We start from the raw sequence: 13,005 nt of genomic DNA, 5'->3' as shown, positions 1-13,005 counted from the left end.
CTACCTCTTCTCCGAAGTTGAGTCGGTATAACTCAAGTTTACTCCAGCGTCTTCGCGAACACCAGCGACGGACACCGTCACGGTGAACTTCGGGTTCTGCCCCACGATGCGAGTCGGGCCGACCGTGCGCTGCAGCGCGGGACGGTAGCCGAGGTGCGAGTTGAAGACGGTCCATAGTTCCCCGCCGGGACGCAGCACCCGCGCCGCGTCAGCGAAAAGCGCCTGCGCGAGCCCCGAGTGCACGGTCGACCCCGCATGGAACGGCGGATTCAGCAGCACGACGTCGGCCGATGCATCCGGCCTCGACGCGAGGCCAACGTCTCGCACTACCGTCACGTCGAGCTCATTGGCCGCCATGGTCGCGCGAGCGGATGCCACCGCCGTCGCCGACTGGTCGGTGGCGAGCACCTCCAGCTCGGGCCGCGAACGCTTGAGCGCGGCCGCAAGGACGCCCGTGCCGCAGCCGAGGTCGATGGCCGTGCGCGCATTCGCCTTCACCTGGTCGAGGAACTGCACCAGGAAGCGCGTGCCGATATCGAGCCGCGTGCCCGCGAATGCGCCGCCGTGCGCGCACACCCACAGGCCCAGCTCGGTGTGGAACTCGCGTTTTGGCCAGTCACTGTCACCGGCGCGGGGCGCGCGGGCCACGAGCACGCGCGACTTCTGCCGAGCGAGCGTCGCCGAGACCTCGCTGAAGTGACGCCCCAGCACCTCGTTCATGGCGGGGGTCAGGTGCTTGATGCGTCCGCCGGCGTAGACGACGACGGCCGGGTCGGCGTGGGCGGCGATCAGCCCGGCAACCTCGTCGAGTTGATCGAGGCTCTTGGGGAGCTGCATGAGCACCGTGCGCGCGCCCCGGAACAGTGCAGCGTCGAGATCGTGGTGCGCGAAGCATCCGTCGAGCCCGAGCTCGTGGGCGTTCGCGTCGAGGGCGCGTTCGCCGATCAGCGCGTCCTGGTGCGAGCGGATGCCCGTGGCACCGTGCAGCGCCGCGGCGCCGAGCGTCAGGGCCCCGTACCGGTCGCCGATCGTGACGACCGCATCAGGATGCGCGACGACTTCGGCGGCCGCCTCGTCGAGGATCAGCCGATCACTCGCATCGAACGCGAACAGGTTGGGCGCCTCGAGGTCTGGCCAACGGCGCAGCCGCTCGAAGGCGAACCCCGTCATGACTGGCCGCGTTCGAGGGGCCGCCACACGACGACCTGGTTGGCGCGACGCACGCGTTCTCCCGCGCGCAACGAGACGACGGCGCCGGTCTCGTCGGCGGCGAACACGCGACGGCCGGAGTGCTTCAGCATCTCGTCGGCGAGCGCGGTCTCGAGTTCGCGCACCCGTTCCGTGAGTTCCATGACGCGGTTCTCGAGCGACATGATTCGGCGGATCCCCTCAAGGCTGACGCCCTCGGCCCCGAGCGCCGCGATCTCGCGCAACTGCACGACATCCCGCATCGAGTAGCGGCGGGACTTGCCGCTCGTGCGCTTTGGGCTGACGAGGCCCAGCCGGTCGTACTGCCGCAACGTCTGCGGGTGCATTCCCGCCAGCTCGGCCGCGACAGCGATGGCGAAGAGGGGAGCGGCGGGATCCATGCTCATCCCCTTCGCGCCCTGGCGATCAGGTCATCGCGAGGGTTCTCATCCGGCAGGGCCTTCGCGAGTGCCTTGACGGCCTTCGCGGCATCCGGGGTCAGGTGACTTGGAACCACGACCTGCACGGTTGCGAGCAGGTCACCGGATGCTCCCCCCGAGGTCACCCCGCGGCCCTTGACCCGCAGCACCCGGCCGCTCGGCGTGCCCGGCGGCACCTTGAGCTTGACGGGTTCGCCGCCCAGAGTGGGCACCTCGATCGTGGCGCCCTGCACGGCCTCGACGAAGGTGACGGGCACGTCGACGCGCAGGTTGTTGCCGTCGCGAGTGAACACCGGATGCTTCTTGACGGTGACCGTGAGGGTCAGGTCGCCGGCGGGGCCGCCGTCGGGGCTCGGCTCACCCTTGCCCTTGAGTCGGATCCTCTGTCCGTCGCTGACGCCGGCAGGGATGCGCACCGTCATTGGCTTGCCGGTGACACCCTGCAGCCGCACGGTGTCGCCGTTGATGGCCGAGACGAAGTCGAGCGTCGTCGTGGCGTTGACATCCCGCCCCTTCGACTGGGCACCGCGGAAGCCGCCGCCGCTGAAGCCGCCGCCCCCGAACATGCCGCCGAAGATGTCGCTGAAGTCTGCCGTCTGGTAGCCGCCGCGGGCGCCGCCCGCTGCGCCACCGGGAGCGCCGCCGCCGAACATGCCGCCGAAGACGTCCTCGAAGCCACCGGCCTGGCCCTGGCCGCCCGCCCTGAATCGCGGGGCACCCATGCCCATCGCCCGCACCTGGTCGTACTCCCGGCGCGTCTCCGGGTCGGAGAGCACGGCGTTGGCCTCGCTGATCTCTTTGAAGCGGGCCTCAGCCTTCGCATCCCCCGGGTTGGAGTCGGGGTGATATTGGCGCGCGAGCTTGCGATAAGTCTTCTTCAGCTCGGCGTCCGAAACGTCCTTGGAGACGCCCAGCACCTTGTAGAAGTCCTTCTCCAACCAGTCCTGACTGGCCATCAGACTCCTTTCAAAAGTTCGCGTGGGTTGAGTAGCGCGGTGGAGCTGGGGACAAGCGCGCCAGCGATTGTGCGACCCCAGCGCCGACCGTGCCGGCGAGGTCGGTATCCCGCGCTACTCAACCCGCGGTGTGGATCTACTCCTGCGGCACCGCGACGGCGACCTGCGCCGCGCGAAGCAGGCGGTCGCCCATCCGGTACCCGACTTTGTGCACGTCGAGCACCGTCATGACGGTGACATCGGGGTTGGGGATCTGCGCGATCGCCTCGTGAAGGTTGGGGTCGAACTCGTCGTCCTTCGCGCCGAGCCGCTCCAGGCCTGTCTTCTCGAGGGTCGTGCGGAGCTTCTGCGCGATGAGGGCGAACGGGCCGCCCTCCTGCAGGTCTCCGTGCGACTCGGCGAGGTCGAGGTCGTCGAGCACGGGGAGCAGCGAGGCAACGAGGTCCTGTGCCGCCTGGAGGCGGTTGACCTCACGGTCGCGGTCGACCCGCTTGCGGTAGTTCGCATACTCGGCCTGCAGGCGCTGCAGGTCGGCGAGACGCTCCGCCGCCAGGTCGTTGGCGTTCTGCTCGAGGAACGAGAGGTCCGCGTCGTCGAGCGAGGTCTCCACATCGGGGCCCTCGGCCTCGAGCAGGCCATCGGCGGCCTCCTCGAGGTCCTCGCGACCAACGTCGGGCTCGGGCACGTCCGCGCCCTGGTCCTTGTTGTGATTCTGGTCAGCCATGGTTACTTCTTGTCGTCCTCGTCCACGACCTCAGCGTCGACGATGTCCTCGTCGTCACCGCTGGTCGACTCGCCGGCCGGCTGCTGCTGCGCGGAGGCGCCTTCGGCTTGCGCGGCGGCGTAGATCTCCTCACCGATCTTCTGCTGGCTCTCGTTGAGCTTGTCGAGCGCCGTCTTGATGGCGTCGTCGTCCTCGCCAGCGAGCGCGGTCTTGAGTGCGTCGATGTCGCCCTGGACCTCGGTCTTGACGCCCTCGGAGAGCTTCTCGTCGTTCTCCTTGATGAGCTTCTCGGTCGAGTAGACGAACTGCTCGGCGGCATTACGCACCTCAGCGGCCTCGCGGCGCTTCTTGTCCTCTGCCGCGTGCTCCTCGCCCTCGCGGACCATGCGCTCGATGTCCTCCTTGGAGAGTGCCGAGCCACCCGTGATGGTGATGGACTGCTCCTTGCCGGTGCCCTTGTCCTTGGCGTGCACCTGCACGATGCCGTTGGCGTCGATGTCGAAGGTGACCTCGATCTGCGGCACGCCTCGGGGCGCCGGGGCGATGCCCGTGAGCTCGAAGGTGCCGAGGTTCTTGTTGTCGCGCGTGAACTCGCGCTCACCCTGGAAGACCTGGATCGCGACGGACGGCTGGTTGTCGTCGGCCGTCGTGAAGGTCTCGCTGCGCTTCGTCGGGATGGCGGTGTTGCGCTCGATGAGCTTCGTCATGATGCCACCCTTGGTCTCGATGCCGAGGCTCAGGGGGGTCACGTCGATGAGCAGCACGTCCTTGCGCTCACCCTTCAGCACGCCGGCCTGGAGGGCAGCGCCGACGGCGACGACCTCGTCAGGATTGACGCCCTTGTTGGGCTCCTTGCCGCCCGTGAGCTGCTTGACCAGCTCGGTGACGGCAGGCATACGGGTCGAGCCACCGACGAGCACAACGTGTGCGATGTCGTTGACGCTCACGCCGGCCTCACGGATGACGTCGTGGAAGGGGCGCTTCGTGCGCTCGAGCAGGTCGCTCGTGAGCTCCTCGAACTTGGCGCGCGAGAGGGTCTCGTCGAGGTTGGCGGGGCCGTTCTCGGTCAGCGAGAGGTAGGGAAGCTGGATGCTCGCGCTCGTCGACGACGAGAGCTCCTTCTTCGCCTGCTCAGCGGCCTCCTTGAGACGCTGCTTGGCGATCTTGTCGTTCGAGACGTCGACGCCCGTGGTGTCCTTGAAGCGCTTGATGAGGTAGTCGACGACGCGGGCATCCCAGTCGTCACCACCGAGGCGGTTGTCACCGGCGGTCGCGCGCACCTGGATGGTTGAGAAGTCGTCGTCCTTACCCACCTCGAGGAGGGAGACGTCGAAGGTTCCGCCGCCAAGGTCGAAGACGAGGATGAGTTCGTCTTCCTTGCCCTTGTCGAGGCCGTAGGCGAGGGCGGCTGCGGTGGGCTCGTTGATGATGCGGAGCACGTTGAGTCCGGCGATCTCGCCAGCGTCCTTCGTGGCTTGGCGCTCGGAGTCGTTGAAGTACGCGGGAACCGTGATGACGGCATCCGTCACCGGCTCGCCCAGGTACTGCTCGGCGTCGCGCTTGAGCTTGGCGAGGATGCGGGCCGAGATCTCCTGCGGGGTGTACTTCTTGCCGTCGACGTCGGTCGTCCAGTTCGTGCCCATGTGGCGCTTGACGGACGCGATTGTGCGGTCGACGTTGGTGACGGCCTGTCGCTTGGCAGTCTCGCCGACGAGCGTCTCGCCGTCCTTCGTGAAGGCGACGACCGAGGGGGTGGTGCGGAAGCCTTCGGCGTTGGCGATGACCGTGGGCTCGCCACCCTCGAGGACGGCGACGACCGAGTTGGTGGTTCCGAGGTCGATACCTACTGCACGAGCCATGCGTGTTCTCCTTATGTTGCGTATGGTGAAAGTGAAAGTCTGGGGCGCGACCCAATAGTTGAGTCGAGCAAACTCAATTTTAGACCTGAGCCGTGTCCTGTCAAGTTCACGTGCCGGGACTGAGGCCTGTGCACCCAGTTGGTGATGTGCGATATTTCTGTAGTGAGCGTCCAATTGGATAGGTTGATCCTCCAGCCATCGGCGCCTGGTGCTGTGATCTTCGACATGGACGGGACCCTTTGCGACGTGCGGAGCATTCGGCACTTTGTCGAGGAAGGCGCCGGGGCATCCGCCCGGGACTTCATGGCATTCCATGACGCGTCCATAAACTGCCCACCTTTCCCCCATGTCCTCGCGCTATTGAAAGCCGCCTCCCGGCGCAGCATGAGGGTTCTCATCGTGACGGGCCGGGAGGACCGGTGGTCGTTCCATACAACCCTCTGGCTAGCAGAGAACGATGTGCCGTTTGACGACATCTACATGCGACCCCGCGGCGACTATCGATCCGACGCGCTCCTGAAGGCGGACTTCGCGCGTGCCATTCTGCGTCAATACCGGCCGCTGCTGGCGGTGGACGATCGAGACGACATCATCGAGGTTTGGGCGAACGCGGGGATCCCCACAGCGAAGGTCACGGAAGCCGGGACGCTGGTGAAGGCCGACGATGTGGGCGCCGGATGGTAGCCTTCGGGACATTCAGTCCGATGACACTCTGGGGGGACGACATCGTTGTTGCAGGATTCTCTGGCGGAACATGAGCCCGGCCTAGCTCCTGTACCCGTTACCGCGCCTTTTCTTCGCTGGGCTGGCGGGAAACGATGGCTAGTGCCACAACTCTTGCGACTCGCTCGGCAGCATGACTTCCGTAACTACCACGAACCTTTCGTGGGCGGTGGCTCGGTGTTCTTCGCACTGGCGCCCAAAGGCACAGCGTACCTATCTGACTTGAATGGTGACCTCATTGAGGTTTATCAACAAGTTCGAGATTCACCCGAAGAGGTTGCGTCCGCTATTGCGCAGTACCAAAACACGGCCGAAAGCTACTACAGCGCTCGCGCCCAAGTGCCCATTGAGCCCTCGGCGCGTGCCGCCCGTTTCATTTTTTTGAACCACACCTCCTACAACGGCATTTACCGCGTCAACCTTCGCGGCGAATATAACGTGCCGTTCGGAGCCCGTCCTTCACCCAAGATCCCGGGGCTGCCCGCACTCCAGACAGCCAGCAGAGTTCTCGCCGGCGCTGTCCTTCGATCGAAGGACTTCGGGGACGCACTCGACGATGTGGACGCCGGCGACCTGGTCTTTCTCGATCCCCCATACACAGTCGCACACAACAACAACGGGTTCATCAAATACAACCAACATCTGTTCTCGTTTGAGGACCAGGAACGCCTGGCGGGACGCATCGCGGAAATCTCGAAGCGGGGTGCGTACTTCGCCTTGACCAATGCCGCGCATTCGTCAATAGACACTCTGTTTTCGTCCCTAGGGCGAAAGATCGTAGTCACTCGGCGAAATTCAGTCGGCGGCAAGAGCGCCTCGCGTGGCCGTACCGAGGAGTTCCTGTTCACAAACCTTGGGGAGTTATGAATGTCCGAGATCGAGACCTATAGTCCAACCGGCCTCCGCCGAGAGATTGGCCGGAGGTTGTCCCCATACATACGGGAGAAAATCCCCGCCGCCCGCCAGGGCGAGTACGAGGACAAGGGCTGGGTTCTGGACAAAGCACTCAAGCGAGACATTTGGATGCGACGGCAGAAGCCGCATGACGTGGCCTTCGAGGACCGCATCTGGGCGATGTGCGCGCAGCTCGGCTTCGTCCAAATGAGCATTGGGCGCTCTCTTCGCATCAAATACGGCAAGAACTCCAATGAAACCAAACAAGTAGACGTCCTTGCGGCCGACGATGAAGTCGTCTTGGTGTTCGAGTGCAAGTCTTCCAATTCCGAACAGCCACGAACGGAGACTTTCAAGCAAGAAATCGAAAGCATTCAGGGCTACCGTGCAGGCCTGATTGGGTCCCTTCGCGAGCGCTTTCCTGATCACAAGGTGAAATTTGTCTTCGCCACAAACAACATAGCCGTGAGCCGAGACACCGCTGATCGCATAGAGAGTGCCGGCATAACTTATCTGGACGAGGACGCCGTCAGCTACTACCAAGAGTTAGCGAGCCACCTCGGGTCTGCCGCTAAGTTCCAGCTGCTAGGTAACTTGTTTAGCGGGCAACAAATAGAGGCTATGGACTCCACCGTCGCTGCCATCCAAGGGAAGCTCGGGGGACACACCTACTATTCGTTTGCGATCGAGCCCCGGCGTCTCCTGAAGATCGCCTACGTGCTGCACAACAATAAAGCGAACGTTCGATGGATGCCGACCTACCAACGGATAATCAAGAAGGCTCGCTTGAAGAGTGTCTCTGACTTCGTGGAGTCTGGAGGATTCTTCCCGAACTCGCTCATCGTCAATATCGATAGCGGCGGTAGGAACAGAGGACTTAGGTTTGAAAAGACCGACAAGCAGGCCGGTGCAACAACTCTCGGAATACTTCATCTCCCGCGAAAGTATCGGTCCGCATACATAATCGACGGACAGCACCGCCTATACGGATTCGCAAATTCAGAGCGTGCAGATACTGAGTCGATCCCAGTCGTCGCGTTCATTGACCTACCTCCCGAGAAGCAGCGGGAGCTGTTCATGCAGATCAATGAGAACCAGCAATCGGTTTCAAAGACACTGCAGAACACGCTGAATGCCGATCTGTTGTGGACGAGCGAAGACAAGAAGAAGCAAGCTCATGCACTGAAGCTCAAGATCGCACAGACACTTGGCGAGTTCAAGGCGTCACCGATGTACGGACGTATTGTCATTGGCGAAGAGCAAGCGACCGACCGGCGGTGCATCAGCCTCGACGCAATAAATCGAGGAATCGATCGCGGGCGCTTCATTGGCGAGTTTGTCCCATCCGGGGCGAAGCGCCTGGGCTCGTTCTACCGCACGTCGAACGACGACACTATTCAGCCGCTCACCGACTTCCTCATACTGTGCTTCGAGTTCCTCCGGGATCAGCTGCCCGCGCAGTGGAATCTCGGAAGGGTGGAGCCGGGCTTTGTGTTCACTAACGCCGGCGTCGAAGCGAGTCTGCGTCTGATCGGAGACATCGTGGATCATCTGGAAGCCGCGGGCCAGGTTAGCGCAAGGAATGACGATGTTGCGGGGGTTTTCGCAGAAGTTAAGCCTTGGCTCGCTGACTTCACATCCTACGTACAAGGTCTGACGTCTGATGAAGTTGCTGAATTCCGGACGTGGCTGGGAAGCGGCGCCCCTACCAAGTACTTGCGCAGGTTCCAGGCTGCGTTGGCTGCAAAGACTCCGACGTTCGAGCCTGAAGGTCTCGCGGACTATCTGAAGAGTCAGGAGAAAGAGTTCAACGTCGAGTCGTACAAGCTAGTGAGCGATATAGAGAGCTTCCTGAAGCGGGATATTCGCCAGAAGCTGGAGGACGAATTTGGAGCCAGCTGGTATAACTCGGGCGTACCGAAGAAGGTATATCAGGGCGCGCAAGCGCTGCTTGCCGAGAAGCAATATGAAGCGGGTCCGGAAGCCAAGATCGATTGGTGGGACTGCCTCCACTTGATCGACTACCGAGACATAGTCCTTCACGGAAACATGGCTCTTTGGAACAAGTTGTACGACGCTGAGTACACCTTGCCCAGCGACCGGAAGGCGAATAGCTGGAAGGACAAGTCGTCTTGGCTCGTGAAGCTCAACGAGATCCGCAAGAAGGTGATGCACCCGACGGGCGACAACGTTAGTGAGGAGGAGTATGGCTTCCTTCAGGCACTCCACTTGCACTTCGACCTTGGAGGGACGGGAAAAAACTAACCCGTGTCTGCGACACCAATTGTTTGCGTACCACCATTAGCCTGGGCGCATGACGAAGGACCACGGCAGCGAAGCCGTTCCAGCACCCCCGATCGCAGCCAACACCCGGGCGCTTGGCCCGATCGGCCGAGGAGTTGGCGCAGAGCCCGCCTCCAAGAAGGTCGTCAGATCGTGGGCGATGTGGGACTGGGCCATGCAGCCCTTCAACACGGTCATCCTCACCTTCGTCTGGGTCTCGCTCTACCTGACATCGCGCCAGTTCCTCGAACCAGAGGTCGCGGCATCCGGGCAGCTGGCCGACGGAAGCTGGATGAGCTGCGCCCTCGCCGAGAACATGGGCACCGAATACTGCCGCGGCCTCACCGACCTCGCCGAATGGTGGGGCTGGGCGAACTTCGCCGCCGGCATCCTGATCCTCGTGCTCGCGCCCGTGCTGGGCCAGCAGGCGGATGCGCGCGGCAACAAGAAGAAGTGGCTCATCGGGGCGACGATCGCGATCGCGCTCATCCAGTTCTCACTCTTCTTCGTCGAGGCAGACCCCAAGTACTTCTGGTTCGGGGCGCTTGCGGTCGCGATCGGCGCCGTCGTGAGCGAGATCGGCGGCGTCAGCTACAACGCGATGCTCTCCGAAGTCTCGACGCCCGCAAACGTCGGCCGCATCTCGGGGCTCGGCTGGGGTCTCGGCTACATCGGCGGCATCATCGCGCTCGTGCTCTGCATTCCGCTCATCTTCGGCATCGGCACCGATCAGGCGCTCGCGTTCAAGCTCGTCGCGGTCGTGTGCGCCGTGTGGACGATCCTCTTCGCGATCCCCCTGTTCAGGAACGTGCCGGAGTCCCCCGCCTACGAGGACGCCCAGAAGGCCTCCTTCTTCGGCTCCTACGTCGTGCTCGCGAAGGACCTGCGCACGCTCTTCAAGCACAACCGCTCCACGTTCTGGTTCCTGCTGTCCGCCGCCGTCTACCGCGACGGCCTCGCGGGCGTGTTCGCCTTCGGCGCGATCCTCGCCGCGCAGGGATTTGGTTTCAGCACGATCGAGGTCATGATCTTCGGCGTCGCCGCCAACCTGGTCGCCGGGGTCTCGACCATCTTCGCCGGACGCATCGACGACGTGGTCGGGCCGAAGCGGCTCATCGTCGCGACACTCGCCGGGCTCGTGCTCATGACGGTCGCCGTCTTCGCCCTCCGCGACCTCGGCACGATCGTGTTCTGGGTCTGCGGCCTCATCCTGTGCGCCTTCGTCGGCCCCGCCCAGGCGGCGAGCCGCGGACTGCTCACCCGCGTGACGCCCGCCGGCATGCAGGGCGAGATCTTCGGGCTCTACGCGACCACCGGACGCGTCGCGAGCTTCCTCTCCCCCCTCGCCTGGGCACTCTTCCTGGCCGCGTTCGGCGGCATCATCTATGGTGTGCTCGGCATTGGCCTCGTGCTGCTGATCGGCCTCGTGATGCTGCTCTTCGTGCGGCTGCCGAAGTACGAGCGCCTCGCCTAGTTCCCGGAGGCCCTCATGGTGACGACACTGCACGACCTCGTCTACGCGAGCACGCCGCAGCGCGATGTCACGCTCGACCTGTACGTGCCCGACGACGGTGCCCCGCAGCATCCGCTGTTCATCTACCTGCACGGGGGAGGCTGGAAGGTCGGCGACAAGCGCGACGATGTGGAGGGGCGGATGCTTCCGCTCGTCGCGCGCGGATTCGTCGTCGCGAGCGCCAGCTACCGGCTCAGCGGCGACGCCCTCCACCCGGCCGCCGTGCACGACGTCAAGGCGGCCGTGCGGTGGCTGCGGGCAAACGCCTCCGAGTATCGGATCGATCCCTCGCGCATCGGGCTCGGTGGGGCGTCGGCGGGCGGCCACCTCGCGTCGCTCGCGGCGCTGAGCAATGGTGATCCCGAACTCGAGGGCATCGTCGGGGAACACCTCGACCAGTCGAGCAGCGTTGGGGCCGTCGTCGCCTGGTACCCGCCGACCGACCTCGTCATGAGCTCGTTTCGGTCGCCCTTCGAGGCGCGCAACCTGCCAGAACCGTCAGCGTCCGGCTACCTCCGACTCGAGACCGTGGCATCCGACGACCGTGACCTCGTGCTGCGCGCCGCGAGCCCGCGCTGGCGCGCCCACCGCGATGCGCCGCCCCACCTGCTGCTGCACGGCGACCGCGACGCCGTCGTGCCCCTCGAACACAGCCGCGCACTGCACGACGCACTCGTCGGCCTCGGGGCGACATCCGCCCTCCACGTCGTCGGCGGCGCGGGGCACGAAGACCCGGCGCTCGAGACGCCATCCGTCATGGCGCTCATCGCGGGCTTCCTCGACGAACACCTCACCCCTTTCCCAACTCAGGAGTCACCAGGCGGCTCGGCCGTCACGGCACCTGACTCCTGAGTTGTGCAAGGCCAGTCCTGAGTTGTGAGAGGGCAGGGTTGTGAGAGGGCAGGGTTGGGAAAGGGCAGGGGTGGCGGATGCTGCGGAGTGGGGCCACTCTTAGGGCATGACCAACCCCACCTTCGTCAAGGCCGAGCTCCTGCGCTCGCTCCACGTTCCCGGTAGCCCCCTCGTCGTTGCCAACGTCTGGGACGCCGTGACCGCCCGAATCGTGAGCGAGGTGCCGGGCATGAAGGCCCTCGCGACGGCGAGCCACTCGATCTCCTTCGCGCGCGGGCTGCCCGACGGCGAGGGCATGACGGTCGACGAGGCGCTCGATGCCGTCAAGCCGATCATCGGCGCCACCGAACTGCCCGTGTCGGTCGACTTCGAGAAGGGCTACTCCAAGACGGCGAAGGGCGTTGAGGAGAATGTCTCCCGCCTCATCGAGCTGGGCGCGGCGGGCCTCAATATCGAAGACAGCGTCGGGCCGGAGAAGGCACCGCAGTTCCCCATCGCCGAGGCGGCCGACCGCGTCGCTGCCGCTCGTGCCGCCGGGGCGGTCTCGGGCATGCCGATCGTCATCAATGCACGCGTCGACACCCTCGCGGCGCCCGGCGGCGACTGGGATGAGGCCGTCGAACGAGCCAACGCCTACCTCGAGGCGGGCGCCGACTGCATCTTCTTCCTCGGGCTCAAGGACGAAGACATGGTCAAGCGCGCCCTCGACGAGGTCAACGGGCTCATCTCCGTCATCGGCAAGCCCGGCGGTGTGCCGCTCAAGCGCCTCGCTGAACTCGGCGTGGCCCGCGTGAGCTTCGGTCCCGGCACCATGGGGCTCACGCTCGCGCACCTGCAGGATGCGGCCGCCCAGCTCACGCGCCTCGGCCCGTACCCGGAGGAACTCGGCTTCGCCTTCTAGCGTTCCGGACCGGATGCGCACGGTCAGTCCGATCAACCGCATCCGGTTCGGAATCATGTAAGGCGTTGTCGGGCGGATGCCTCGTGACTAGGGTGTCGGCATGGCTGAGAGACCGATCGGATACTGGCTGAAGCTCGTCGACCGCCTCATCGACGAGCGCTTCGCTGCCATCATTGAGGAGCACGGCGTGACTCGGCGGCAGTGGCAGCTCCTGAGCGTGCTGTCGGCGAGCAGTGCCACGCTCGAGCAGCTCGACCTCGCCGTCGCGCCCTTCGTCGAGCCCGGCAGCTCTGAGTCGGCGGCCGAGCACCTCGGCGAGCTGCGCGAGAGCGGGTGGGTGACCGTCACTGACGGCGAGTATGCCATCACCGAGCGTGGCACGATCGCCTTCACGCGGCTGAGCGAGGTCGTCGACGGGCTGCGCAACTCGCTCGCGAAGGACTTCACGGAGGAGGAGTACCTCACCACGGTGAATTCGCTCGAACGGATGGCACGGAACCTGGGCTACACGGACTAAGCGCGATCCGGCTCGGGGCGCTGTTCGACGCCAGCGCTGCAGCTTTTTCTTGGCGCTACAGCTATTTCTGTAGCGGGAGACGGAGACTGTAGCGCTCGCGAAAGCGAAAGCGGAAACCGAGTGAGGCCAGGTGCAGCGCGCAGGAGCACCGACAG

General features: G+C 64.5%; 12 protein-coding genes. 7 read left to right on the top strand and 5 right to left on the bottom strand.

Features of this window, described 5'->3' with window-relative positions:
• The 5 genes from FVA74_RS00920 to dnaK form a co-directional block, all read right to left on the bottom strand.
• On the bottom strand, positions 1-1,170 hold the full coding sequence (locus FVA74_RS00920; RefSeq protein WP_147719913.1) for a class I SAM-dependent methyltransferase: 1,170 nt from the start codon (positions 1,168-1,170) through the stop codon (positions 1-3).
• Complete coding sequence (locus tag FVA74_RS00915) at positions 1,167-1,589, bottom strand: heat shock protein transcriptional repressor HspR (RefSeq protein WP_147719912.1); 423 nt, start codon at positions 1,587-1,589, stop codon at positions 1,167-1,169. Before FVA74_RS00915 ends, FVA74_RS00920 begins: the two co-directional genes overlap by 4 nt.
• A 2-nt stretch (positions 1,590-1,591) precedes the next feature.
• Positions 1,592-2,584 (bottom strand): DnaJ C-terminal domain-containing protein, encoded by a 993-nt coding sequence (locus FVA74_RS00910; protein WP_147719911.1) that lies wholly within the window; start codon positions 2,582-2,584, stop codon positions 1,592-1,594.
• Positions 2,585-2,720: 136 nt separating this feature from the next.
• Positions 2,721-3,308, bottom strand: a complete 588-nt coding sequence (locus FVA74_RS00905; RefSeq protein WP_147719910.1) for a nucleotide exchange factor GrpE — start codon at positions 3,306-3,308, stop codon at positions 2,721-2,723.
• Positions 3,309-3,310: 2 nt separating this feature from the next.
• The gene (gene dnaK / locus FVA74_RS00900) at positions 3,311-5,167 is read right to left on the bottom strand and encodes a molecular chaperone DnaK (protein WP_147719909.1); all 1,857 of its coding nucleotides are present in this window, start codon (positions 5,165-5,167) and stop codon (positions 3,311-3,313) included.
• A gap of 213 nt (positions 5,168-5,380) precedes the next feature.
• On the opposite strand from dnaK, the gene FVA74_RS00895 reads away from it, so the two are divergent.
• From FVA74_RS00895 to FVA74_RS00865, 7 genes are all read left to right on the top strand, one after another.
• Complete coding sequence (locus tag FVA74_RS00895; protein ID WP_147719908.1) at positions 5,381-5,851, top strand: hypothetical protein; 471 nt, start codon at positions 5,381-5,383, stop codon at positions 5,849-5,851.
• 45 nt (positions 5,852-5,896) lie between these two features.
• Positions 5,897-6,757, top strand: a complete 861-nt coding sequence (locus tag FVA74_RS00890; protein ID WP_370454468.1) for a DNA adenine methylase — start codon at positions 5,897-5,899, stop codon at positions 6,755-6,757.
• Positions 6,758-9,049: a DGQHR domain-containing protein gene (locus FVA74_RS00885; protein WP_147719907.1), complete on the top strand. Its 2,292-nt coding sequence runs from the start codon at positions 6,758-6,760 to the stop codon at positions 9,047-9,049.
• Positions 9,050-9,098: 49 nt separating this feature from the next.
• Positions 9,099-10,541 carry an MFS transporter gene (locus FVA74_RS00880; protein WP_147719906.1) on the top strand — a complete coding sequence of 481 codons (1,443 nt, stop codon included), beginning with the start codon at positions 9,099-9,101 and terminating at the stop codon, positions 10,539-10,541.
• Between the two features lie 15 nt (positions 10,542-10,556).
• A complete protein-coding gene (locus tag FVA74_RS00875; RefSeq protein WP_147719905.1) occupies positions 10,557-11,432 on the top strand; it encodes an alpha/beta hydrolase in 876 nt (291 codons plus the stop codon).
• A gap of 106 nt (positions 11,433-11,538) precedes the next feature.
• Positions 11,539-12,333, top strand: coding sequence for an isocitrate lyase/phosphoenolpyruvate mutase family protein (locus FVA74_RS00870; protein WP_147719904.1), 795 nt, complete (start codon positions 11,539-11,541; stop codon positions 12,331-12,333).
• Positions 12,334-12,433: 100 nt separating this feature from the next.
• Positions 12,434-12,850: a MarR family winged helix-turn-helix transcriptional regulator gene (locus tag FVA74_RS00865; protein WP_147719903.1), complete on the top strand. Its 417-nt coding sequence runs from the start codon at positions 12,434-12,436 to the stop codon at positions 12,848-12,850.
• Positions 12,851-13,005: the final 155 nt, after the last annotated feature.

Source organism: Salinibacterium sp. dk2585 (genome assembly GCF_008001035.1).
GTDB lineage: Bacteria > Actinomycetota > Actinomycetes > Actinomycetales > Microbacteriaceae > Homoserinimonas.
This window is presented reverse-complemented; position numbering and strand designations above follow the sequence as displayed.

Bases quoted from the DNA above. Each gene is read 5' to 3' on its own strand.
- FVA74_RS00920 (WP_147719913.1), bottom strand. From the start codon at position 1,170: ATGACGGGGTTCGCCTTCGAGCGGCTGCGCCGTTGGCCAGACCTCGAG.
- FVA74_RS00880 (WP_147719906.1), top strand. From the start codon at position 9,099: ATGACGAAGGACCACGGCAGCGAAGCCGTTCCAGCACCCCCGATCGCA.
- FVA74_RS00905 (WP_147719910.1), bottom strand. From the start codon at position 3,308: ATGGCTGACCAGAATCACAACAAGGACCAGGGCGCGGACGTGCCCGAG.
- FVA74_RS00885 (WP_147719907.1), top strand. From the start codon at position 6,758: ATGTCCGAGATCGAGACCTATAGTCCAACCGGCCTCCGCCGAGAGATT.
- FVA74_RS00870 (WP_147719904.1), top strand. From the start codon at position 11,539: ATGACCAACCCCACCTTCGTCAAGGCCGAGCTCCTGCGCTCGCTCCAC.
- FVA74_RS00865 (WP_147719903.1), top strand. From the start codon at position 12,434: ATGGCTGAGAGACCGATCGGATACTGGCTGAAGCTCGTCGACCGCCTC.
- FVA74_RS00875 (WP_147719905.1), top strand. From the start codon at position 10,557: ATGGTGACGACACTGCACGACCTCGTCTACGCGAGCACGCCGCAGCGC.
- FVA74_RS00910 (WP_147719911.1), bottom strand. From the start codon at position 2,584: ATGGCCAGTCAGGACTGGTTGGAGAAGGACTTCTACAAGGTGCTGGGC.
- FVA74_RS00915 (WP_147719912.1), bottom strand. From the start codon at position 1,589: ATGGATCCCGCCGCTCCCCTCTTCGCCATCGCTGTCGCGGCCGAGCTG.
- dnaK (WP_147719909.1), bottom strand. From the start codon at position 5,167: ATGGCTCGTGCAGTAGGTATCGACCTCGGAACCACCAACTCGGTCGTC.